At 43.0% G+C, this 23,751-nt stretch carries 23 protein-coding genes; 18 read left to right on the top strand and 5 right to left on the bottom strand.

Going from position 1 to position 23,751, the window contains the following annotated elements; all coding sequences use genetic code 11:
* Positions 1–25 precede the first annotated feature (25 nt).
* The 5 genes from hflX (at position 26) to MHH56_RS17070 (ending at position 5,693) form a co-directional block, all read left to right on the top strand.
* Positions 26–1,315: a GTPase HflX gene (gene hflX / locus MHH56_RS17090; protein WP_339202713.1), complete on the top strand. Its 1,290-nt coding sequence runs from the start codon at positions 26–28 to the stop codon at positions 1,313–1,315.
* Positions 1,316–1,407: 92 nt separating this feature from the next.
* Positions 1,408–2,700, top strand: coding sequence for a methionine gamma-lyase family protein (locus tag MHH56_RS17085; protein ID WP_339202711.1), 1,293 nt, complete (start codon positions 1,408–1,410; stop codon positions 2,698–2,700).
* Between the two features lie 62 nt (positions 2,701–2,762).
* Complete coding sequence (locus MHH56_RS17080; RefSeq protein WP_053376247.1) at positions 2,763–3,173, top strand: MerR family transcriptional regulator; 411 nt, start codon at positions 2,763–2,765, stop codon at positions 3,171–3,173.
* A 44-nt stretch (positions 3,174–3,217) separates the two neighbouring features.
* Positions 3,218–4,546 carry a type I glutamate--ammonia ligase gene (glnA, locus tag MHH56_RS17075; protein WP_339202707.1) on the top strand — a complete coding sequence of 443 codons (1,329 nt, stop codon included), beginning with the start codon at positions 3,218–3,220 and terminating at the stop codon, positions 4,544–4,546.
* Positions 4,547–5,063: 517 nt separating this feature from the next.
* Positions 5,064–5,693 (top strand): hypothetical protein, encoded by a 630-nt coding sequence (locus tag MHH56_RS17070; RefSeq protein ID WP_339202706.1) that lies wholly within the window; start codon positions 5,064–5,066, stop codon positions 5,691–5,693.
* A gap of 111 nt (positions 5,694–5,804) precedes the next feature.
* Here the strand turns inward: MHH56_RS17070 and MHH56_RS17065 are convergent, their stop codons facing one another.
* Positions 5,805–5,915, bottom strand: coding sequence for a sporulation protein YjcZ (locus tag MHH56_RS17065; RefSeq protein ID WP_083681511.1), 111 nt, complete (start codon positions 5,913–5,915; stop codon positions 5,805–5,807).
* A gap of 106 nt (positions 5,916–6,021) precedes the next feature.
* Between MHH56_RS17065 and MHH56_RS17060 the strand changes: the two genes are divergently transcribed.
* On the top strand, positions 6,022–6,252 hold the full coding sequence (locus MHH56_RS17060) for a GNAT family N-acetyltransferase (protein ID WP_339202702.1): 231 nt from the start codon (positions 6,022–6,024) through the stop codon (positions 6,250–6,252).
* 138 nt (positions 6,253–6,390) lie between these two features.
* On the opposite strand, the gene lexA is transcribed toward MHH56_RS17060, so the two are convergent.
* Complete coding sequence (gene lexA / locus MHH56_RS17055) at positions 6,391–7,011, bottom strand: transcriptional repressor LexA (protein ID WP_054024635.1); 621 nt, start codon at positions 7,009–7,011, stop codon at positions 6,391–6,393.
* Positions 7,012–7,169: 158 nt separating this feature from the next.
* Between lexA and MHH56_RS17050 the strand changes: the two genes are divergently transcribed.
* The 8 genes from MHH56_RS17050 (at position 7,170) to MHH56_RS17015 (ending at position 13,571) form a co-directional block, all read left to right on the top strand.
* The gene (locus tag MHH56_RS17050; RefSeq protein WP_339202699.1) at positions 7,170–7,544 is read left to right on the top strand and encodes a LysM peptidoglycan-binding domain-containing protein; all 375 of its coding nucleotides are present in this window, start codon (positions 7,170–7,172) and stop codon (positions 7,542–7,544) included.
* Between the two features lie 159 nt (positions 7,545–7,703).
* Entirely contained in the window at positions 7,704–8,423 is a 720-nt protein-coding gene (locus MHH56_RS17045) for an ABC transporter ATP-binding protein (RefSeq protein ID WP_076265809.1), read from the top strand.
* Complete coding sequence (locus MHH56_RS17040; RefSeq protein WP_339202696.1) at positions 8,413–9,768, top strand: ABC transporter permease; 1,356 nt, start codon at positions 8,413–8,415, stop codon at positions 9,766–9,768. Before MHH56_RS17045 ends, MHH56_RS17040 begins: the two co-directional genes overlap by 11 nt.
* 26 nt (positions 9,769–9,794) lie before the next feature.
* A complete protein-coding gene (locus tag MHH56_RS17035) occupies positions 9,795–10,877 on the top strand; it encodes an efflux RND transporter periplasmic adaptor subunit (RefSeq protein ID WP_339202694.1) in 1,083 nt (360 codons plus the stop codon).
* Between the two features lie 121 nt (positions 10,878–10,998).
* On the top strand, positions 10,999–11,190 hold the full coding sequence (locus tag MHH56_RS17030; protein WP_076265812.1) for a DUF896 domain-containing protein: 192 nt from the start codon (positions 10,999–11,001) through the stop codon (positions 11,188–11,190).
* A 45-nt stretch (positions 11,191–11,235) separates the two neighbouring features.
* Positions 11,236–12,225 carry an aldo/keto reductase gene (locus MHH56_RS17025; RefSeq protein ID WP_339202692.1) on the top strand — a complete coding sequence of 330 codons (990 nt, stop codon included), beginning with the start codon at positions 11,236–11,238 and terminating at the stop codon, positions 12,223–12,225.
* Positions 12,226–12,251: 26 nt separating this feature from the next.
* Positions 12,252–12,758 (top strand): hypothetical protein, encoded by a 507-nt coding sequence (locus tag MHH56_RS17020; protein WP_076265814.1) that lies wholly within the window; start codon positions 12,252–12,254, stop codon positions 12,756–12,758.
* 24 nt (positions 12,759–12,782) lie between these two features.
* A complete protein-coding gene (locus MHH56_RS17015) occupies positions 12,783–13,571 on the top strand; it encodes an HAD family hydrolase (RefSeq protein ID WP_339202690.1) in 789 nt (262 codons plus the stop codon).
* A 74-nt stretch (positions 13,572–13,645) separates the two neighbouring features.
* On the opposite strand, the gene MHH56_RS17010 is transcribed toward MHH56_RS17015, so the two are convergent.
* Positions 13,646–14,194 carry an acireductone dioxygenase gene (locus MHH56_RS17010; protein WP_076265816.1) on the bottom strand — a complete coding sequence of 183 codons (549 nt, stop codon included), beginning with the start codon at positions 14,192–14,194 and terminating at the stop codon, positions 13,646–13,648.
* A 142-nt stretch (positions 14,195–14,336) separates the two neighbouring features.
* On the opposite strand from MHH56_RS17010, the gene metH reads away from it, so the two are divergent.
* Complete coding sequence (gene metH, locus MHH56_RS17005) at positions 14,337–17,777, top strand: methionine synthase (RefSeq protein WP_339202688.1); 3,441 nt, start codon at positions 14,337–14,339, stop codon at positions 17,775–17,777.
* Between the two features lie 110 nt (positions 17,778–17,887).
* Positions 17,888–18,829, top strand: coding sequence for a ribonuclease Z (gene rnz / locus MHH56_RS17000; RefSeq protein WP_339202687.1), 942 nt, complete (start codon positions 17,888–17,890; stop codon positions 18,827–18,829).
* A gap of 39 nt (positions 18,830–18,868) precedes the next feature.
* On the opposite strand, the gene MHH56_RS16995 is transcribed toward rnz, so the two are convergent.
* Both MHH56_RS16995 and MHH56_RS16990 read right to left on the bottom strand, forming a co-directional pair.
* Entirely contained in the window at positions 18,869–19,480 is a 612-nt protein-coding gene (locus MHH56_RS16995) for an SdpI family protein (protein ID WP_076265819.1), read from the bottom strand.
* On the bottom strand, positions 19,477–19,764 hold the full coding sequence (locus MHH56_RS16990; protein ID WP_339202685.1) for an autorepressor SdpR family transcription factor: 288 nt from the start codon (positions 19,762–19,764) through the stop codon (positions 19,477–19,479). The genes MHH56_RS16995 and MHH56_RS16990 overlap by 4 nt, the downstream gene beginning before the upstream one ends.
* Positions 19,765–19,999: 235 nt before the next feature.
* Here MHH56_RS16990 and MHH56_RS16985 point away from each other — a divergent pair, with 235 nt between their 5' ends.
* Positions 20,000–22,246: a DEAD/DEAH box helicase gene (locus MHH56_RS16985; protein WP_339209627.1), complete on the top strand. Its 2,247-nt coding sequence runs from the start codon at positions 20,000–20,002 to the stop codon at positions 22,244–22,246.
* A 124-nt stretch (positions 22,247–22,370) separates the two neighbouring features.
* Positions 22,371–23,672, top strand: a complete 1,302-nt coding sequence (locus MHH56_RS16980; RefSeq protein ID WP_339202684.1) for a ribonuclease H-like domain-containing protein — start codon at positions 22,371–22,373, stop codon at positions 23,670–23,672.
* Positions 23,673–23,751 lie beyond the last annotated feature (79 nt).

The following is a 23,751-nucleotide window of genomic DNA, read 5'->3' as shown; positions in this document are numbered from 1 at the left end:
TTGCGTAGTTTAGAAGGAGTATGAGATGAGCGAGATAACATTCGATACGAATACGAACATGATTGAAAAAGCGATTCTGATTAGCTTAGTTACGTCAAAAGACAAGCGGAAAGGCGGAGACCCCGAGCTATCGCTACAGGAGCTTGTACAGCTGACGGAAACAGCAGGGGTTGAAGTGCTGACGACTATTACGCAAAACAAAGAAACCGTCGATTCCAAATGGTTTATCGGCAAAGGAAAAGTGCAAGAGGTTAAGGCTCTAGCTGATGAACTGGGCGCTACAACGGCTATATTTGATCAAGAGCTGTCCGGCGCTCAGGTTCGTAATTTGGAAGAATCACTGGATTTGAAAATCGTTGACCGTACCCAGTTGATTTTGGATATTTTCGCAGGTCGTGCCAAAACGCGCGAAGGTATTATTCAGGTTGAGCTGGCGCAGCTCAGCTATCTTTTGCCACGTCTATCTGGACAAAGTAAAAACTTGTCACGGCTTGGCGGAGGCATTGGTACCCGCGGTCCAGGTGAAACGAAACTCGAGACGGATCGCCGTCATATTCGTGATCGGATTTTTGACTTGAAGACGGTGCTTGACGAGGTTGTCCGCCACCGTAAACTGCATCGCGAGCGTCGCAAAAAATCCGGCGCCATTCAAGTAGCTCTTGTTGGCTATACGAATGCCGGGAAATCGACACTGCTTCGCGAGCTTACTCATGCAGATGTGTATGTAGAAAATCAATTGTTCGCAACGCTTGATCCCACCTCAAGAACACTTGAGCTGCCAAATGGCCGAGAAATTATACTTACAGATACGGTAGGTTTTATTCAAAACTTGCCGACAGATCTTGTAGCAGCATTTCGGGCGACGTTAGAAGAGGTATGCGAGGCTGATCTAGTGCTTCATGTCATCGACAGCAGCTCTCCAATGCGGGATGAGCAAATTGCAGTCGTTAACAAAATTTTAGGTGAGCTTGGCGCTGCGGATAAACCCTATATTATGGTCTACAATAAGAAGGATATGTGTGTAAATAACGGTTCTTTAGCAGATTTGCCGATTACTAGCGGCGATAATCTTGTCATTAGCGCGTATGATGCTGGGGATCTAGAGCTGTTAAAGCAAACCGTGCAAGATAAGCTCAGCGGAGACGTAGTAATCTTTAACGTACCAGCAGAGCGAGGAGATTTGATCGCACTTGCTTATCGAAGCGGTGAGGTTATCAATCAAGAAGTGAATGAAGAAAGCTTACGACTAACCGTTCATGTGAGTAAGCAGGAATACGAGCAGCACGGTCATCGTTTGAAACAATATATTGAGTAGGGTTTGCTTGCGAAGTAGTTTTGCTGCGCAAAACTTTAGCTTATGCTTACGAAGTGATTTTGCTGCGCAAAATTTAAGGAGAAGATATCATAATGAACAGGCAACATGTAAACCAAAGACTATGGGAGCACCTAGAGCAGCTAGCAGAGCAGTCCGAGGTGCTTGCCTCAGAAGCTTTTCGCAGCATTGACAAGATAGCTGAGCGGAATCAGTGGAAGGTCATAGAAGCGTTTCAACATCACAAAGTAAGCGATTTTCATTTTACCGGTTCAACGGGATATGGCTATAATGATCGCGGACGTGAAATACTTGATCTTGTTTACGCAGAGGTAATGGGAGCGGAAGCGGCTATTGTTAGGCCGCATTTCGTTTCTGGAACACATACAATCAGCTGTGCCTTATTTGGAGTGCTGCGCCCTGGGGATGAGCTCCTGTACGTTACGGGAAGACCTTACGATACACTGCATAAAGTTATCGGGAAGCCTGGAGACGGCATGGGCTCCTTGCAGGATTGGGGCGTGAAATATTCTGAGGTAGCGCTCCTTGAGGATGGTGGATTGGACTGGGCTCAAATTGAGCAAGCGATCTCGGAAAAAACGAAGGTCATCGGTATTCAGCGCTCGCGTGGTTACGATTGGAGAGCTTCATTTACCGTTTCGGAGATTGAAACTATCGTAAATAGGGTAAAAGCAATAAAGCCGGACCTGATTGTTTTTGTGGACAATTGTTATGGTGAATTTACAGAGCTGCTCGAGCCTACTCAAGTTGGAGTAGATTTGATGGCAGGCTCGCTTATCAAAAACCCAGGCGGGGGCTTAGCTGAAACGGGGGGCTATATTGCCGGGAAAGCTTTTGCCGTCGAAGCTGCTGCTTACCGCTTGACTGCTCCGGGCATCGGCGGCGAGGTAGGCGCAATGTTAGGCACGCTTCGCTCCATGTTCCAAGGTTTATTTTTAGCCCCTCATTTAGTCGGACAAGCGATCAAAGGAAGTGTGCTTGCTGCTGCTTTATTTGAAGAGCTTGGGTTCGAAACAAAACCGAGATGGAATGAGCCGCGTACAGATCTCATCCAAGCGGTTCGTTTTGGACAAGCTGATCATTTAATCGCTTTTGTTCAAGGGATACAGCAGGCAGCTGCTGTTGATTCGCATGTGGTTCCCGAGCCTTGGGACATGCCTGGATATGAGAATGCTGTCATTATGGCGGCAGGAACGTTCATTCAAGGAGGCAGTTTAGAGCTATCAGCTGATGCTCCAATACGCGAACCTTACATTGCATATATGCAGGGTGGACTGACGTATGCTCACGCTAAATATGGTGTTTTAACCGCATTATATCGCCTTGTAGACAGTGGTTTAATTGTGATTAAACCTTACATAACTTGACACATTTGCGTTGTAACGGTTAGAATGAACATATAAAAGAGCGACTGGAAGGTTGATGCGACATGGCTGATGATATTCGCAGAAATATGGCCTTATTTCCCATCGGCATCGTTATGAAGCTGACGGATTTAACAGCCCGCCAAATCCGTTATTACGAGCAGCATGAACTAATCGTTCCTGCAAGAACAGCAGGCAATCAGCGGTTATTTTCATTTAATGACGTAGAACGGCTTTTGGAAATTAAATCGTTAATTGAGAAGGGCGTTAATATCGCCGGCATTAAGCAAGTAATGAATCCTGTATCCAAGGAATCTGATGATGCGACAATTGTCAGTGAGCAATCGGAAGTGAAGCGCCGTGAGCTATCCGATCAGCAGCTTCACCGACTGCTTAAACAGCAATTGCTGGAGAAAAGACCTGGACAAGCTTCGCTAATTCAAGGACAATTGACTCGTTTCTTAAATAAGCGCTAATTTAACATGATAACTATTGCTTCGCAAACTAAGGAGATGATTCTGTGAGTTACACTAAAGACGATATTAGACGTATAGCACAGGAACAAAATGTTCGATTTATTCGTTTGCAATTTACGGATTTGCTCGGAACAATTAAAAATGTTGAAATTCCTGTAAGCCAGCTTGAAAAAGCGTTGGATAACAAAATGATGTTCGATGGTTCTTCTATCGAAGGTTATGTACGTATTGAAGAATCAGATATGTATCTGTATCCTGATCTTGATACATGGGTTGTATTTCCATGGGTAACTCAAGATCGTGTTGCTCGCTTGATCTGTGATATTTACATGCCAGACGGAACGCCATTCGCTGGAGATCCGCGCGGTATTTTGAAACGTGCACTGAAGGAAGCAGAAGATCTAGGATACACAGCAATGAACGTTGGTCCAGAACCGGAATTTTTCTTGTTCAAAACCGATGAGCGCGGCGAACCTACGACTGAGCTTAATGACCAAGGCGGTTATTTCGACTTAGCGCCTATGGATATGGGTGAAAACTGTCGCCGTGAAATCGTTTTGACACTTGAAGAAATGGGCTTCGAAATTGAAGCATCCCATCATGAAGTGGCACCAGGCCAGCACGAGATTGACTTTAAATATGCCGACGCGATTAAAGCGGCTGACCAAATTCAAACATTTAAGCTAGTCGTAAAAACAGTTGCTCGCGAGCATGGGTTGCATGCTTCATTTATGCCTAAACCGTTGTTTGGCGTGAATGGTTCGGGTATGCACTGTCACCAATCGTTGTTTAAAGGCGATACAAACGTGTTTTACGATGAGAAGGACAAACTTGGCCTAAGTACTGCTGCTCGTCATTACATGGCAGGAATTCTGCTTCATGCGCGTGCAATGGCTGCGATTACGAATCCTACAATTAACTCCTATAAACGTCTAGTGCCTGGTTATGAAGCGCCTTGTTATGTAGCATGGTCTGCAAGCAACCGCTCGCCAATGATCCGTATTCCTGCTTCGCGCGGTCTTAGCACACGTGTAGAAGTACGGAATCCAGATCCGGCTGCTAACCCGTATTTGGCACTTGCTGTAATGCTCAGAGCTGGTCTTGACGGCATTCAAAACAAGCTACCTTTACCAGCACCAACAGATCGGAACATCTATATCATGACAGAGGAAGAGCGTCAGGATGCAGGCATCCCGAGCTTACCGCTTGATTTGAAAGAAGCACTGGACGAAATGCTCAGAAGCGACATCATCTGCGATGCGCTGGGTGATCATGCTCTTGCTCATTTCTACGAACTTAAAGAAATCGAGTGGGATATGTACCGCACACAAGTTCACCAATGGGAACGCGATCAGTACTTGACACTTTACTAAAATTCAAAAACCTCAACGCTGCTGGCGTTGAGGTTTTTTTTACATTCAGTTATACAGCTGAAATAAAGCCTGATGAAGTGAAGGCGCAGACATTTGTTAATCACATGTCGATAAGTAGCCTATATAGTCGCTCAGCAGCGTCTATGATGCGCTGATTACGGTTTTAGAGAAGATCAAATATATTTAAAGCAATGGACTCAATACGCTCCTAAAGGAAAGTATACAGGTCTAAGAGCTACGGTCTAGTGCTTGTATGTCGATGAAATATATGCGTCATTAGTAAAATAAACCTTTATAGGATCAGTCCAACACATGGATAATGTGTTTGTGGCTGGTCTTATTTAGGTTGAATAGAGCCAGTACCACATAGAGTTAGTACTATTCGGGTGGTTATATTGTTGTTATATTCATAATAGCTAATCAACCCAAGCTAATAAACGAAATCGTGACATATATTTTAAACTCAAAAACGACCTAACTATAACTTGGATAATCAACGATAAATGAGGTGAGCAGCTTGACAGAAACTAGAATAGATGAAGAAACCAATAGCAGTATTTATGTGTTGCTTACGGACACGGGCACATGGTTTACTCGGTTGATCAAATTATTTACTGGTGCACCCTATAATCACGCTTCACTTGCAATGGATATAAATCTGAAGAATATATACAGCTTTGGGCGTAAACGTGCGAACAACCCGTTAATCGCTGGCTTTGTCAAAGAAAACGTCTATACTGGAACCTTTCGATATTTCCCAAATACGCGCTGTGTTCTTCTAAAGATTGCTTTATCAGAAAAACAACATGCCGCATTGCTTCAATACATTCGTGAGTTTGAAAAAAATAAAGAAAATTACCGATACAATTTAATCGGATTGTTAGGAGTACTACTTGAGCTTAATATCGAGCCACCAGATTCATATTTTTGCTCCCAGTTTGTTGCTGAAGCCATGCGGAGCAGTGGTATAAACTTGTGGGAACGACCATCCGCGCAAGTTACACCTCATGATTTTCTTAAACATGAGCAAATGCAAATCGTATATGAAGGATTACTTTATGATTATCCGAAACTTGACCGCAAGAAGCTAATACGAATTTCTAATATAAGAACAACAGCCGTACTGTTAAGAAAACGTGTAATTTAACATCTCTCCATTTAAAAATCAAATTAATGGTTGGAAGGAGTATGAAAAGCAAAAAGAAGATCCATCAAATGGATCTTCTTTTGTTAATATGAAGAATGGCTCAAATACGAATTAATATCCGAAGCCAAAGCCGCCGCAACTGCAAGCAATGATCACCAGTAGAATGAATAATACTAAGATGATTCCTAAGCTTGAGAAAGCTCCACCCACGTAACCGGACATTTTTCAATGCACCTCCTTACGAGTTGAATACACAGTATGTTATGCGTGATAAATTCATAGTGATTGGGTGTTTGTCATTAGCTGATGAATTCATGATTTCGTAACTGTGAACGATAAGATCGCTGGCTTTGCATTAACCAAAAAAGTAACTGAATATGACAGACACTATAATTTACTTGCACATTTTTTTATTATGCGAAAATATAGAAGATCTGGTGTTGGCAAACAAGCAGCTACGCTAGTTATACAAAAGCATAGCGGAGAGTGGGAGCTGTATCAGCTTGAACGTAATGTTCCCGCACAACAATTTTGGACCCATGTCATTGGAGAGCTCTAAAATCAGAATTTTGATGAAAGGCATGAGAATGGCAGACGTTACCAAACCTTTAAGCAAGATCGTTAACATAATAGCCAAAGAAAAGGCTGAATCAACATCGTTGATTCAGCCTTTTCTTTATGTACATATTAATTGGTATTAATGAATATCACGGAAAAGTCCAATGACTTTACCTAGAATCGTTACATTTTGAAGTAATATAGGCTGCATTGTGGAATTTTCCGGCTGCAAACGAATATGATTTTTCTCTTTGTAAAATGTTTTGACTGTTGCTTCGTCGTCCTCAGTCATTGCAACTACGATCTCACCATTGTTTGCCGTTTGCTGTTGACGAACAATAACATAATCCCCGTCATGAATACCTGCTTCAATCATACTCTCGCCCATGACATTCAATATAAAAACACTGCTGTCACCAACAAAATGGGAAGGAAGCGGGAAATATTCTTCAATATTTTCTGTAGCAGTAATCGGCACACCAGCGGTAACTTTACCAACAATAGGTACTCTAGCTACGGAAAGCGGGATAATGCCATCAGAGCCTTCTTGATCCAAAATTTCAATAGCACGCGGTTTAGTAGGATCTCGGCGTATTAAACCTTTTTTCTCTAGACGGTCCAAATGACCGTGAACGGTTGAACTGGACAACAATCCAACAGCTTCGCCGATTTCTCGAACGGAGGGTGGATAGCCTTTCTCCCGAACTTCATTCTTAATAAATTCAAGAATTGAATGTTGTCGGTTAGAAATCTTCGACACTGCAATCACTCCATTAGTAGGTTTGCAAAAAATTATAACATAGAACTCGAGTTCGTACAAACATAAGTTCTTAAGTACAGAGGTTCGTATTTTTTCGTTGACACCAAACGTCTGTTCGTGTATTCTAAAAACAGAACAAACGTTTGGGGTGTTGATAAATGATAACCAGTCCAAGTTTTTATAGAACCATTCATAAACAAGATACGAACAAAGCAACAAAGGTCAACCGCTTGATTAGGCATTTCATAAAGCGTCATACTGTTAAGCTCGTCGTTTGCACTGCTGTGTTTTTTTTATTATTTACGAGCTTCCTACTTATGGGAACATACGCTTCGAGTATTACTCCCGAAGCCGCTTCCGCGGAAGAACAAATTATTAGGGTGCAATCAGGCGATACACTCTGGAATATTGCAAAACAAGTTTCAGATGGCAGCCATGATATCAGATATATCGTATATTTGATTAAAGATCGGAATGATCTGCAATCAACAGTTATAAAGCCAGGACAGAAGTTAATTATTCCTAGCATTTAGCTTGATTTTCCATTACAATTCAATAGTTCATACAAAAAATTACTTTCTTTTAAAGTAGATGCAGGCCAATCTACTTCTTTAGAAAGTTTTTTTATGTTTACTGCAGGGTTAACCCTTGGTTTAGCCGTCTATTAAAGGGGACTGAAAGGAGATGCTATTTTGTTACGAGTTGAAGAGTTATCCCACTCATTTATGAATGGGCATGAAACGACCACTGTACTGCAGAAAATAAGCTTTCACGTACATAAGGGAGAAATGATTGCGTTGTTAGGGAGCTCCGGTTCCGGTAAATCTACTTTACTGAACTTAATGGCTGGCTTAATGAAGCCTACAGAAGGCCAAATCTTTATCGCGGACCATAATATTGTAACGATGAATGAAAACCGCTTGGCAGAGTTTAGACGGAAGCATATCGGATTTATTTTTCAAGCGTATGAGTTGATAGCCAACTTGACGGTTAGGGAAAATGTGGAGCTTCCGCTTGTATTTCAATCGATGCATCCTTCAATACGGAAGAAAAAAGCTCTTTCGTTATTAGAGCAGGTGGGAATTCCTGATAAAGCAGAATTATTCCCATCGCAGCTCTCGGGAGGACAACAACAGCGTGTCAGTATTGCAAGATCATTGATAACAGAGCCATCGGTTATTTTTGCGGACGAGCCTACCGGTAATTTGGATACCAAAACAGAGGAAGAAATTATTATGATTTTGAAGCAGTTGAATAAAACGATGGATACTACCTTTATTATCGTAACCCATGAACGTGAGGTAGCAGCACAAACGGAAAAAATTATCACGCTGCGAGATGGTTATCTCGTAACGGATCAGGAAGCCGCACGAGAAAGTATGCTTGCGGGGGGAATTCAAATTGAGAATTAGTGATATTACAAGATTATCATGGGATCAGGTAAGGCGTAGAAAGGTTGTAACGGCATTATGCGCTGCGGGTATTTCAATTGGATGTGCAGCAATTATAATCGCACTCAGTATCGGTGAATCTGCTCAAGTTTACATTGAGAAACAAATGAATAGTTACTTGAAGATGGATGAAATAACGGTAACAGCGAGTACAGGAGCATACGCTGGCGGCGGAGCATCTACGGCTGATGAAGATTCTTTGCAGAAAGGCAAGTTAACCAAGCAAAAGCTTGACATCATGAGACAAATCGAACATGTCAAAGCGGCATCACCATATCAACAGCTTAACTATATGGAGACGATGACGTTAGATGGGCTTACTTCACAAATTCAAACCGAAATTATAGGTACAGATATTGAGATGCTTTCCGCTTTTGGAAATGACATCAATCAAGGAGAAGCAACGAATGTATTAGGTACCATCATTCTTAACTATGGAGCGACAATGGGATTTATTGATGAAGAGTCGAAACGTAAAATTCGAGAGCAAATTGATGCCAATCCCTATGATGAAACGGTTTATCAGCAATTTGAGAAGTTAAATCGCGTACCAGGGGCCTTATATCAGAAGCAAATACAGCTTCGTTCCTCTTCACCTGATGGCCAAGTCGTGTTGAGCGGACCCCTCCGGGTAATAGGTGTACTCAAGAAGCCTGCTGGAGTCAGTGATGAGCAGTCGATGTATGACAAAAAAGGATATGTCTCATTAGAGACAGCGGAGCTCCTGAAGAAAGAGCTGAAGCTAGGAAGTGATGAGCAGGAAGCTTATAACTCTATTATTGTAAAAGTAGATAACCAAGCAAAGATTGAACAAGTAGAGAAGCAGCTGCAGAAACTAGTCGTTACGACGCGAACAAATCTACAGCAGAAGGAACAGCTCGCAAATGAATTTAAAATCATTAAAGCTGCAGCACTTGGTATTGGTGTGTTTATTCTGATCATAGCTTCGATATCAATCGTAGTAGCGATGACGATGTCTACCTATCAAAGACGTAGACAAATTGGGATAATGAAGGTGCTTGGTGCGAATTTGGCTCAAATCCGCAACATGTTCATCATCGAGGCAGCACTGCTCGGATTGCTTGGTGGATTGTTAGGTGTACTTTTCTCGTATTGGATTGTGTGGGGTATAAATGCCCTCATTTATAACTTATCCGGCGAGACGGACTCTGTCATTATTTTCATTCCATTTATAACGATTCCAATAGGCATGGCTTTTGCGCTTGCTACAGGTATACTATCGGGTATTTATCCAGCAATAAGCGCTTCACGTACGGATGCTTTAACAGCGATTAGGCGCGATTAATTTATGGTTGAAGAAGGAGCTTACATATGAAAAGAAAAATAAAGTGGGGAATAATCGGTATTATAATTATTGGGATAAGTTTTGGACTATACAAAATAGGCAATCCTCCAAGGCAAACAGAATTCGTTTCTGATTCTCAGCCAATTACATTCCAAGTGACGAACGAAACGATAGCCAATACGGTTGAAGTAAAGGGAAAGTCATTGTATGAGCAGGAAACTCTCATCTATGCACCTTATGGCTCCGAGGTTAAACAGTGGGCGGTAGAAGATGGGCAGCAGGTGAAAAAGGGTGATATACTGTTTAACCTGGATCAGACGGCCGTGCAAAACGATATTTTGCAAATGGAGGCAGTACTGCGAAAGGGCAAGCTTGAGGCTGAGTTAAACGATTACCTAAATCAATTGAATGACGAATCAGCCGCGATGGAGTCGACGGAAGAAGCACGAAAAAAAGTGCTAGTTGAAAGAGAAATCGCACGTTTATCGAAGGATGTTAATGAAGTAACAGCTAGCATTCAAGCCAAGGAGCTGCAGCAAAAGAAAAAAATGCTTAATGAATCCAGCTTTCGTTCACCAGCAACGGGAATCTTTTTATTCGATAATCCTAACAAACGGCCACAGGCATTGACCGTCAATGAGTATGTCGGCAAAGTCGTTGACTTGAACAAATTGCAATTTATCGCCTTAGTTGGCGAACAGGATGTGTTTCGAATTAAAGCGGGCATGCCGGTCAAGGTGAAGATGAATGCGATGAAAGAGCTGAATCTTTCAGGCAAAGTGCTTAAAGTTTCTAAATTTGCAAAAACAGGAACGGATCAAAACAATTTAAATCAAGCCGCACAATTTGAAGTCGTAATCGTGCTTGAGCCTAACGAGTATTTGATTGCCGGCCTTAGCCTCAGCGGTGCTATTGAAACTGAACGCAAAGAAAATGCAATTTCAGTGCCATCCATTGCGATTATTCGCGAGAAAGATAAACATTTCGTGATGCTCGATACAGGCAATGGTCAATATGAGCGTAAAGAAATAAAGATTGGGCTCGAAACGCCAGAACAAACAGAAGTGCTTGAAGGATTGAAGCCAGGCGATCAAGTTGTTTTGCAATAACGAATGCTGCAGTCTGTCGTTACTTTATTCGAGATGAGCTCTGTTGCCTTGACAACTGATTGGTGGAAATGTAAAAGTAGAGAGTAGAGTTTTTTTCATCATGAGAGGAGTAGAGCAAGTAATGGAATTCGATAAAATTATAGAACGTATTAACGAGCTGGCTCGTAAAAATAAATCGGAAGGTTTATCCGATGAGGAAACGGTTGAGAGAGAAGAGCTTCGCAAGCAGTACTTGACTGTTTTCAAAAGCAATTTCCGTCAACAACTTGATAAGATCGAAATCGTTGATGACAAAGATAATGTTAAGCACTAATGAATGTACTGTGTAATCATTTAATATCCAAGATGGGGTGATTAGATGAATTTCAAACTATTAGGCAAAAGTGGACTAGCTGTTTCAGAGCTTTGTTTAGGCACCATGACATTCGGCAATACGACAAGTGAGGAAGATTCGATCGAGATGATCGATCGTTTTGTTGATCGTGGAGGCAATTTTCTCGATACGGCCGACGTTTATGTGAGCGGTCGTTCCGAGGAAATCGTCGGCAAAGCGATCAAAAACAAACGATCTGACATCGTTCTTGCTACAAAAGTGCGAATGACAACATCCAGCAATATTAACGGTGTAGGCTTATCCCGCAAACATATTATGGACGGTGTAGAAGCTAGTCTTAAGCGGCTTCAGACAGATTATATCGATCTGTATCAAGTGCATGTATGGGATCATACGACTCCGATAGAGGAAACGCTGCGCACACTGGATGACCTCGTTACTTCCGGTAAAGTTCGTTACATAGGATGTTCCAATTTTTTTGCTTGGCAGCTGATGAAATCACTAGCGTATAGCGATGCTAGCAGATATGTGCGTTTTGTATCGATTCAGCCTCAATACAGCTTAGTGAGCAGACAGATGGATCGTGAAATGCTGTCGCTTTGTTTAGAGGAGAAAGTCGGAATTATTCCTTGGGCCCCGATTGGCGGCGGTTTTCTAACTGGACGCTATACAAGGGAAGAGCCAAAGGAAGGGCGTCTAACTTCCAAAGTAGGCGAGAGCTCGTGGAATCTGCGGTCTAATGATAAAAACTTTGAAATTCTCGACGCATTGCTGGAAGCAGCGAAAGAGCTGGATAAATCACCTGCACAGGTAGCTTTAAGATGGCTGATTCAGCGAGAAGGCATTACTTCGCCGATTTTTGGCGCCAGCAAGCTGGAGCAATTTGAAGATAATATTGGCGCAATCGGCTGGGAAATGCCAAGCGAGGTTTGGAACCGTTTGGAGCAAATAAGTGCGCTTCCGGAAGATTACCCTAAACGTTTTATAGAAAAGTTTCGCAGACCGTTTGAATAAGGTATTTAATTAGGAGGAGAATTTGTTTGTCACGTTCCTGGGAGCGCAAAGTGCGCAAAAATATGGATGTCGTAAATAAGCAGCGCAAGAAGCAAGGAAATGGTCAAATCGTTTTTAATGCAGAGAAATCAGAAAAAATCGTTGGCCGCAATTTTATTGCGCCAATTCTTTTGATTTTGTTTATCGGGATGTACGTCATTTTGATGTCCAGCTCCTCTACATTTAAAATGGATACGATGTTTTGGATTACGGTAGGATGCTACATTTTGCTTGCGGCTTTGTTCTTTTTCCGTAGACCATATATCACGATCGGCAAAGACTACATTCAATCACGTCGCCTAACGGGAGACAAGCGTATTCCAGCAGCATCAATCAAAGGCTTCAGCGTGCAAAAAGGTTATGTGGTCGTGGAGATGCAAAAAGGCGGAAACTGGGTGTTCTCTAAATTGACGAACCGTTTTCCAACCGATGAAATTGGCGAGAAGCTGAAATTATTTGCAAATGCTAATGGAATTGCTTTTCAGCAAAAATAAATAGGCAGGAGAGTTCGAACAACGATGGCTAAACAAGCAGTATTATTTGATCTGGATGACACATTGCTGTGGGACGACCGCAGCGTTAAGGAAGCTTTTGAAGCTACATGCCAAGCGGCAGCAGCAGAATGCGGGGTTGATCCGAGCGAGCTAGAAGAATCCGTTCGCCGTGAGGCAAGAGCTCTCTACGAATCCTATGAAACGTTCTCGTTTACCAAGATGATCGGGATCAATCCTTTCGAAGGGCTCTGGGCACCGTTTCTTGAAGGGGAACAGGAGGAATTCCGCAAGCTTCAGTCTCTTGCTCCAGGGTATCGAAAAGCAGCTTGGACACAAGGCTTAAAGGCACTTGGCGTTGATAACGAGGAGCTAGGTGCGAAGCTGGCTGAGCAATTCCCGGCTGAGCGCCGCTTGCGTCCTATCGTATATGAAGAAACATTCCGCGTTCTAGATGCACTCAAAGGAAAATACAAGCTGCTTTTGCTTACGAACGGCTCGCCTGATTTGCAGCGTGAGAAGCTTGCTGGCGTACCGGAACTTGTGCCATACTTTGATCATATTATAATCTCGGGTGAATTTGGTGAAGGAAAGCCGGCAGCATCGATATTTAAACATGCTCTTGAGCGTCTTGGCGTAGAGACGGATCATGGGATCATGGTTGGAGATAAGCTGACAACGGATATTCTTGGTGCAAATACGATTGGCATGACATCAGTTTGGATTAACCGTCACGGCGCTGTTCGCAATGACGAGATTGTCCCATCACATGAAATTAAACATTTGGAAGAGCTTCTTCCTTTGCTTGAAGTGTAAACTTTGCAACAAAAAAGCCCCTCGCGGACAGCTAGTGCTGCTGAAGAGGGGCTTGCATTATTTTTGATTTAATATTAGGCCTGATTAGCAGCGAACTTGTCGTCAGCAAACGGATGAGCGATCCAGCCCTCTGTTTCAATGAAGAGACGAACGGCTACGATTTGGCGGTTATCCATGAGCGTAAAGAAGTGCGGTTTGTATTCCGGTACGGAAATGACATCGCCAGCTTCAAGCTCAACGTCGAAATAACCAACATCATCCGTACCTTTTATAATAAAGATGCCGCGTCCTGCTGTAATCGCACGAACTTCATCTTCTGTATGCGTGTGTACATTTTCAAACTTTTTGAGCAGCTCGTCTAAGTTAGGCGTAGCATCGGACAATGCGATAATATCCCAAGTTTGATATCCACGACGCTGTGCCAAATCTTTAATTTCTTCGTCATATGTCGCTAAAATTTGCTGCTTCTCTTCATCGGAGAGAACGAATTTTTGCTGTAAATCTTCTGCTAGCTTGCTTGGATTCCAATGCTCATAGAGCACCTCTTGCTGTTCTAGAAATGCACGAACAGCCTCTTCACCTTGAATCCGTTCCTCTGTATTGCGAATTCTAATTTCAGCCATGAACATTCCCTCTTTTCCTATAGAGATTAAATGATATAATGATTATAAAACAAATCAAATGGATTGTCGATGGATTACCTTTTCACCACACAGGTATTCTGATAAACTATGTGTTAATGATTTTTGGGAAGGGTGTAGTATTTTGTCAAAACCGACCATACAACAAATGCTTCAGGAGCGCATACTTATTTTGGACGGCGCAATGGGCACGATGATTCAACAAGCTGGATTAACTGAAGATGATTTTGGTGGAGCGGAGCTGGACGGTTGTAATGAAATACTCGTTCTGACACGTCCTGACGTTATACAGTCTATTCATGAGCAGTACCTTGAGGCTGGCGCAGATATTTTGGAAACCAATACATTTGGTGCGACAAGCGTAGTACTCGATGATTATGATATTCCTGAAAAAGCGAGAGAGATTAATCTTGCAGCTGCAAAATTAGCGCGTGATGCATGTGATAAGTACAGCACGCCAGACAAGCCTCGTTACGTTGCAGGCGCGCTTGGTCCAACGACCAAAACTTTATCCGTAACCGGAGGGGTAACTTTCGATGAGCTCGTCGAGAGCTATTATGAGCAAGCGCTTGCTTTAATCGAAGCTGATGTGGATGCATTATTGCTTGAAACCTCACAGGATACGCTTAATGTAAAAGCAGGCAGCATTGGTATTCGCAACGCCTTTGACAAACTTGGCAAAGAGCTGCCCATTATGATTTCAGGTACGATTGAGCCGATGGGAACGACGCTCGCTGGTCAAACCATCGAATCTTTCTACATTTCGTTAGAGCATTTGAAGCCGATCTCTATCGGACTCAACTGTGCGACAGGCCCTGAGTTTATGCGGGATCACCTGCGGACACTGAGTGAAATCGCAAACGCTGCAATTAGCTGCTATCCAAATGCAGGCTTGCCGGATGAGAACGGGCATTATCACGAATCTCCAGAGTCGCTGGCTAAGAAGATGTCAGCATTCGCTGAACAGGGCTGGTTGAATATTGCCGGCGGCTGCTGTGGAACAACTCCTGACCATATACGAGTGATGGCTGAAACCATGGCGAAGTATGCTCCGCGCACGAAGATGGGCGAGCATCCAGATGCGGTTTCAGGTATTGAGACGGTATTTATTGAACCGGAAAATCGCCCGATCATGATCGGGGAACGAACAAACATATCCGGTTCGCGGAAGTTCAAACGTCTGCTCAAGGAAGAGAAGTTTGATGAGGCTTCTGAAATTGCACGTGCACAGGTGAAGGGTGGCGCCCATGTCATCGACATCAACTTGCAGGATACCGATATTGATGAAGCGTATGCGGTACATCAATTTTTGCCGCAAGTGGTAAAGAAAATTAAGGCACCGCTTATGCTGGATTCTACTTATGATCATATCATTGAGCTGGGTCTGAAATATTCGCAAGGTAAAGCGATTATTAACTCCATTAACTTGGAGGATGGAGAATCCAAGTTTGAGAAGATTTTGCCATTAATCCATCGTTATGGAGCAGCAGTTGTTATGATTCTAATCGATGAACGCGGCCAAGCGGTAACGCGTGAAGCGAAGATGGAAGTTGCGGAACGTTCCTACAATCTTCTTACTCAGAAATACAAGATGAATCCGGAAGATATTATTTTTGATCCCAATATGTTCCCAGTTGGTTCAGGTGATCCGCAATATATCGGTTCAGCTGTTGAGACGCTGGAAGGAATTCGGATGATCAAGGAGAAGTTCCCGCGTGCCAAAACGATCTTGGGTCTGAGCAACATTTCCTTCGGTTTGCCAGATGCAGGTAGGGAAGTACTCAATTCGGTGTACTTGTACCATGCGACAAAAGCAGGGCTAGATTATGCCATTGTTAATACAGAGAAGCTGGAGCGTTATGCATCGATCCCTGATGAAGAGCGTCAACTGGCTGAAGAGCTAATTTACAACACGACGGACGAGTCCCTTGCTGCGTTCGTTGCAGCATTCCGTGACAAGAAGGTAGAGAAGAAAGAAAAGATTTCGAATCTATCGCTTGAGGAACGTTTAGGCTCCTACGTAGTCGAAGGAACAAAAGAGGGGCTTATCCCGGATCTGGATGAAGCGTTGAAGAAATATACAGCGATGGAAGTCATCAACGGGCCGCTAATGCGCGGGATGGAGGAAGTTGGCCGTTTGTTCAATGGCAATGAGCTCATCGTTGCAGAGGTGCTTCAAAGCGCTGAGGTGATGAAAGCTTCGGTAACTTACCTTGAATCATTTATGGAAAAAAATGAATCCTCCGTCAAAGGTAAAATTATTTTGGCTACCGTCAAAGGCGATGTTCATGATATCGGAAAAAACTTAGTCGAAATTATTTTATCAAACAACGGTTACAAAATAATAAATCTAGGCATCAAGGTGCCGCCTGAGCAATTAATTGAGGCTTATCGCAATGAGAAGGCTGATGCTATCGGTTTGTCTGGTTTGCTAGTCAAATCCGCACAGCAAATGGTTATTACGGCACAGGATTTGCGTACAGCCGGCATTGATGCACCGATTCTTGTTGGCGGTGCGGCGCTGACACGGAAATTTACGAAAACGAGAATTGGTCCAGAATATGATGGACTTGTTCTATACGCAAAGGATGCAATGGACGGTCTTGATATCGCCAACAAGCTGATGGACCCTGAGCATCGATCACGGCTTGAAGATGAAATGGCCGCTTTTAAAGCGTCTGGCGGGGTATACGAAGAAGAGAAGAAACCTTTGCCACAATTGACGCGGGCTGTTCGTTCCAAAATTTCACCGGATGCGCCTGTATTTACGCCGCCGGATTTGGATCGGCATATTCTACGTGATGTACCGCTTCCACATGTCATACCTTATGTCAACATGCAGATGCTGCTTGGTCATCACCTTGGACTAAAAGGCAATGTTGATCAATTATTGAAGGATGGCAATGAAAAAGCAGTGCAGCTTAAAGCGACCGTTGATGAAATATTGCAAAAAGGAACAACCGATGGCATTATAAAAACCCACGGTATGTACCGTTTCTTCCCTGCGCAGTCTTCAGGCAATGATATAATTATTTACAACCCAGTGGACCCGCGTCAGGAAATTAAGCGGTTTACGTTCCCTCGTCAACAGGTGGAGCCGTACCTATGCTTATCTGACTTCTTGAAATCAGTGGATAGCGGCGTTATGGATTATGTTGGTTTCCTAGTTGTAACCGCTGGACACGGCATTCGTGAAATTGCGAATGAATGGAAGGATAACGGCGATTATTTGCGCTCGCATGCACTTCAGTCCGTAGCTCTTGAGGTTGCAGAAGGAATGGCAGAGCGTGTCCACCATATTATGCGTGATATCTGTGGTTATCCAGATCCTGCGGAGATGACAATGAAACAGCGTCATGGCGCTCGTTATCAAGGCATTCGTGTATCGTTCGGATACCCGGCATGTCCAAACCTTGAGGATCAGGAGCCATTGTTCGATTTGATGAGACCCCAAGATATTGGTGTCGAATTGACGGAAGGCTGCATGATGGAGCCAGAGGCATCCGTATCTGCAATGGTATTCGCTCATCCAGAAGCACAATATTTTAATGTTGAGAAACTATAGCGTATAATAACAAAGAGCCCTTGAGCGTTCGTAATGACGAGCTTAAGAGGGCTCTTCGTTTCAATTCCAGAAGTCGAGGCCGCAGGGCTAAGAGCGGGGTGGATAATAATATGAATATGTGGTTTTTGGGAACGGGCGCAGGAAGGCCTTCGAAGTATCGCAATGTAACAGCCGTGGCGCTTCAACTTCCTGAGCCAACGTGCAGTTTACTGTTATTCGATGCTGGAGAGGCAACGCAGCATCAGCTTATGAGAACATCACTTAAACTGAATAAGATTGAATACATATTTATTACACATCTGCACGGTGATCACATTTATGGGCTGCCTGGCTTGCTCAGCAGCCGCTCTTTCGATGGCGGAATCACACCTGTACAGCTTTTTGGTCCTGTTGGGATTAGGAGCTATATTGAGACAACCTTTGCGATTAGTGCTACGCAGCTCGATTATGAGCTCATTATCCACGAATTAACGGGAAATGAAGGTGTTGTTTTTGAGGATAATCGATTTAAGGTTGAGGTAGCGCCGCTTGAGCATCGAGTGACTTGCTTCGGCTATCGCGTTACTGAACAAGATCAGCCCGGCAAGCTGCTCGTCCACAAGCTGAAGGAGTATGGAATTGAAGCAGGTCCGCTTTACGGGGCGTTAAAAAGAGGGCAGTCGGTTACATCTCCGAGCGGATTGCTCATTCACACTGACGATGTTACTGGCCCTACTTATATCGGGAGAGTAATCACAGTGCTTGGTGATACGAAGCCATGTGATAATGCTATAACCTTAGCGAAAGATGCTGATCTGCTCGTTCACGAAGCGACCTTCGCTGCAGGTATGGAAGAGAAAGCACATGAGTTTGGACATTGTACGACGGCGGAGGCGGCAGAAACAGCTGTTAAAGCAAACGCCAAGCGGCTGGTGATGACCCATTTTAGCGGACGCTATAGCAATGAGGATCTTGTACAGCTTGAAGAAGAGGCTGGCGTACACTTCTCACCTGTCACAGCAGCAACAGATTTTCTACATATCGAAATAAAACGTGCGACTCATATAGAATAAAAAAAAGCAAAAACGTGAGGATTTCCTCGCGTTTTTGCTTTATTTGTTATCTTTGCCAAAGTGAAACGATAGAAATACAGACGCTAATACGATGATGACAACAATACCGAAAAATATGAACATTTGGTAAGGGTTTGGAATAAAAGACGAGACAATCATCAGCAATCCGCCAACCACATAAAATTTGGATGCTGCTCGATGTGTTTTTTTCCAAACGTCTTCACTGCCAAGCGTATTAACGGTCTTTATGCCAATATAGCTGTTTGGTTGAAAATGGGGCATATACAAGCCTGCCACTGTGAAAATAATACCAATGATAGTAATGATGACTTTGGTAATATCAATAATGAGTCCGTAACCAGATGCAATGGTAACACCGTGAAGCACGAGCAAGCTGATCAAGACTACATTTTGAACCGTGTGAAGATTAGGCTTTTGATTTTGGGAAGCATGTTTTTTTGGAAGGATGACAATTAAGATGACCATAAATGCTGGTAAAAGCAGCAAGGTAAATGCTTTATGCGCCAATCCATCGAATTCAATATTCATATCCCAGTAAATCGCCATTTGCTCGGGTAAATCGGGATAGGTTACGATGCTCGCGACTAATGCAATGGCAACAATAATCCAAGAGAAGATACTTGCTTTCATTTCTCTACAATCCCTTCGGATTCGCTCTGTTGAAAGGAATTCATCCAGTCCATTAAGTCGTGGAAGACAGCAGTGTTAAGTGAATAATAAATATGCTGGCCTTGCCGTTCATCGGATACAAGCTCTGCTTGCTTTAACAAGCTAAGATGATGAGAGATGCTGGGCTTAGTCATTTGAAAATGGTCGGCTATTTCTCCAGCAGTTAAGTCACGTTCTCGCAATAGTTCTAAAATCTTTCTGCGAGTAGGGTCAGATAGTGCCTTAAAGGCTAAATTGATTGACATGTAAGCTGTCCTTTCCAGCTGACTTTTGAAGTCGTTAGATATTTAAACAACCATCTAATTATAATATAAATTTACTATATTGGTTTTTGTTTCGTGTGTCAATTTGATAGGTGGATGTCAACAAGCCTATGGCAAGCAACCAGTTTTTCTTTGGCACTGTATATCCAGAACTAAAGACTAGTAAAGGGAACAGATATTCGCTAATATATAGGGTATAGTGAGGTGCTAAGAAATGATAAAAAAGAAATCACTTTCAGAAATGATCCAAAATTTACGAGCCAATGAAAATATTATAAATTGGACTGAAATAGAGCCTCAAGAGGCAAAAACAAAACCTCTGCCAGAAAGCGTTGATCCAAGAATTAAATCGGCTTTCGCAAAAAGAGGAATAGAGCATTTATATACACACCAGCACTCAGCCTACGAAACGATACGTAAAGGTGAAAATATAGTCGCTGTAACTCCGACCGCTTCTGGAAAAACGCTTTGTTATAACCTTCCAGTGTTACAAGCGATAGCGGAAGACGACGGCAGTCGAGCTTTATATTTATTCCCAACGAAAGCTCTTGCACAAGATCAGAAAAGTGAATTAACTGAAATGATAAACGAAATGGGAATTGATATTAAAAGCTTTACCTATGACGGCGATACTTCGCCTGCTATTCGAACGATTGTAAGAAATGTAGGACATATAGTCATCACGAACCCGGATATGCTGCATTCCGCTATCCTTCCACATCATACAAAATGGGTAAGTTTATTTAGCAATCTTAAATATATCGTTATTGACGAGCTTCATACGTATAGAGGCGTATTCGGAAGTCATGTAGCAAATGTCATTCGAAGGCTCAAACGCATATGCAAGTTTTATGGTAGCAATCCACTGTTTATTTGTACATCTGCCACAATAGCCAACCCTAAGGAGCTAGCAGAACAATTGACAGGGAATCCTATGCGGTTAATTGATGATAACGGCGCGCCAAGAGGACGGAAACATTTTGTTTTTTACAACCCGCCCATTGTAAATAAGCCGCTCAATATACGAAAAAGCTCTACTGTAGAGGTTAATCAGTTAGCGAAGGAATTTTTGACGAACAAAATACAGACGATTGTTTTTGCTCGCAGCCGGGTAAGAGTAGAAATTATTTTAAGCCATATACAGGAACTGGTTAAAAATGAAATCGGCACTAAATCCATACGAGGCTACCGTGGCGGCTACTTGCCAAATCAAAGACGAGAAATTGAAAGAGGATTAAGAAACGGCGAAATATTAGGCGTGGTCAGCACAAATGCTTTAGAACTAGGTGTAGACATTGGACAGCTGCAGGTCTGTATTATGACAGGTTATCCTGGGAGCGTTGCAAGTACATGGCAGCAGGCTGGACGAGCTGGAAGACGACATGGAGAAGCACTTGTACTAATGGTAGCCAGCAATACGCCTATTGACCAGTATATTGTCCAAAACCCCGAATACTTCTTTGATCGATCCCCGGAATCCGCTAGAATCAATCCGGAAAACTTACTCATTCTAGTTGATCACGTTCGTTGTGCCGCCTATGAGCTGCCTTTTAAAAAGGGAGAACAATTCGGTTCAATAGAAATAGTAGACATATTGGAGTATCTGGTAGAAGAACGAGTACTCACTCAAGCAGCTGATACGTTTTATTGGGCTAATCTGGCTTTCCCAGCTAGTGAAGTAAGTCTACGTTCTGCCGCACAGGAAAATGTAGTTATCATCGACCAGTCAGAAACTGCAAACGTGAGAATCATTGGGGAAATGGACCGTTTTAGCGCTATGACTCTTTTGCACGATGAAGCCATTTATTTACATGAAGGTGTTCAATTCCAAGTTGAAAAGCTGGATTGGGAGCATAAGAAGGCATATGTTCGAAAAGTCGATGTAGAGTATTATACAGATGCCAATCTGGCGGTAAAGCTTAAAGTATTAGCAGAGGATAGGATAGAGAGCAAGCGATCTTCATCCATAATATATGGAGATGTTGTCGTGAATTTTCTCGCAACACTTTTTAAGAAAATTCGATTGACGAGTTTTGAAAATATCGGATACGGCCAAGTGAATCTACCGGAAGATGAATTGCATACCAGCGCGACTTGGATAGAATTGAAAGAGGTTGACCCAGCGATTGAAACGAAAACGCTAGAACAGCTGCTTCTTGGAATAGCGAATGTGCTTAGGCATATTGTACCTATTCATGTAATGTGTGACCGAAATGATATTCATGTCGTTTCACAAATCAGAGCCGAGCATACGCAGCTTCCTACGATTTTCATATATGACCACTACCCTGGGGGAATTGGACTAGCCGAGGACGTATATAAACGGTTTGATGAAGTAAAAGAAGCTGCAATAAAATTAATCCGAAAATGTCCATGCGAAGATGGTTGTCCGTCTTGTATTGGCACTGAAATATATGGAATTCATGCAAAACAAACAAGCTTAGATCTGTTGAGGTCATTATGATTATGAAGGGTTATATTGCCAAGTACGAAATGCAGCTCGCTCATCTCGCTCCGCTAGGACCGCTTCATGAGATTGGTGTGTCAAAGCAAACATGTTATCTTCTTAATGAAGCGGAGGGCAATCGATGAGCTTATTACGCGATAAAATGAATCGTTTGCGGGGAAACATCCGCGAGGAAGAGAACCAGCCAGGGGCGGTGGTTCCTGCCACTGAAGAGAAGGTGGCACAGCTGCCGGAAGATGATGAAGAATGGCTTTCACCCGTGTGGGAGACCTTCGATGTCAAGCTGGTTACGAATGAAATTGGAAGCTTTTTGCTCCGAAAAATCATTTATCCGTCAGATTTTCGCCATGGTCATCATGCATTAGTAGAGTTGCACGAGGCTGCACCTGCCTTATCAGCATTTCATCCTGATTCTTTAACATCTGCGGAACAAATCATGTTTCTCGATTTGGAAACGACAGGTTTAGGCGTTGGAGCAGGGAACGTTCCTTTCATGGTTGGCATAGGCTATTTGTCAAAGGACCAATTTGTCATCGAGCAAGCGTTAATCAGGCATCCTGCTGAAGAGCGGGCAATGCTTCATTATTTGATGGGGAAGCTGAACGATTATACTTTTTTGTCCACCTACAACGGAAAAACCTTCGATTGGCCACTTGTTCAAAATCGTTTTATTATGAATGGACTTGGCCAAAAAATGTGGGAACCTCAGCATCTTGATTTCTTGCATCCTGCAAGATCGATATGGCGTAATACGCTCGTTTCGTGTAAATTGAGCCATGTTGAAGAAGAGCGGCTCGGTATTCACCGGGAGGATGACGTTCCAGGATCACTCGCTCCTCAGCTTTATTTTCAATTTCTGGCGAATGGAGATCCAGCACCGCTTGAGGGAGTTTTTCGCCATAACGAAATAGATATGTTATCCCTAGCTTGTCTAGCGATTCGATTTGGACATTTGTTAAACGGAACGATTAAGTTGTATATTCCGTTGCCTGATGAGCCTGAGGAGATGGTGCGCACAGGTCTTTGGCTAGAGCGTATGGGAAAAATGGAGCTTCCTGATCATTTATTCGATCTGGCCATGAAGGAAGAAAACTCAAAACCTTCTACACTAGTCATGCTTGCCGCGCGGGACAAGAAGGCTGGAAATTGGGATCGTGCTGTGTTATTGTGGCAGAAGGCTATTATTCATTCTTCTAATCATTTTGGATCTGCTGCCCATGAAGCAAGCATTGAGCTTGCCATGTATTATGAGCATAAGATCAAAGATTTTGAGTCAGCTTTAGGATATGCGAATGCAGCTTTTGAACATGCACTGAATCATTCGCAGCTCATTCGGCACGATGCCAAAAAAAGAGCGGAGCTCGATGCTTTGCGTAATCGAATAGCAAGGCTGCGCCGCAAATCAACCAAACATGTTCATTAAGAAGCTACTTTTTAAAATGGGATAAAAGCGTAAACAGACAGCTGCAGCTCAACTATATAGCTTATCTTTCAACGGAAAA

Origin of the sequence: Paenibacillus sp. FSL K6-3182 (assembly GCF_037976325.1) — a bacterium.
Lineage (GTDB): Bacteria > Bacillota > Bacilli > Paenibacillales > Paenibacillaceae > Pristimantibacillus.
The sequence above is the reverse complement of the archived record's forward strand: the minus strand, read 5'-3'. Positions and strand labels throughout refer to the sequence as shown.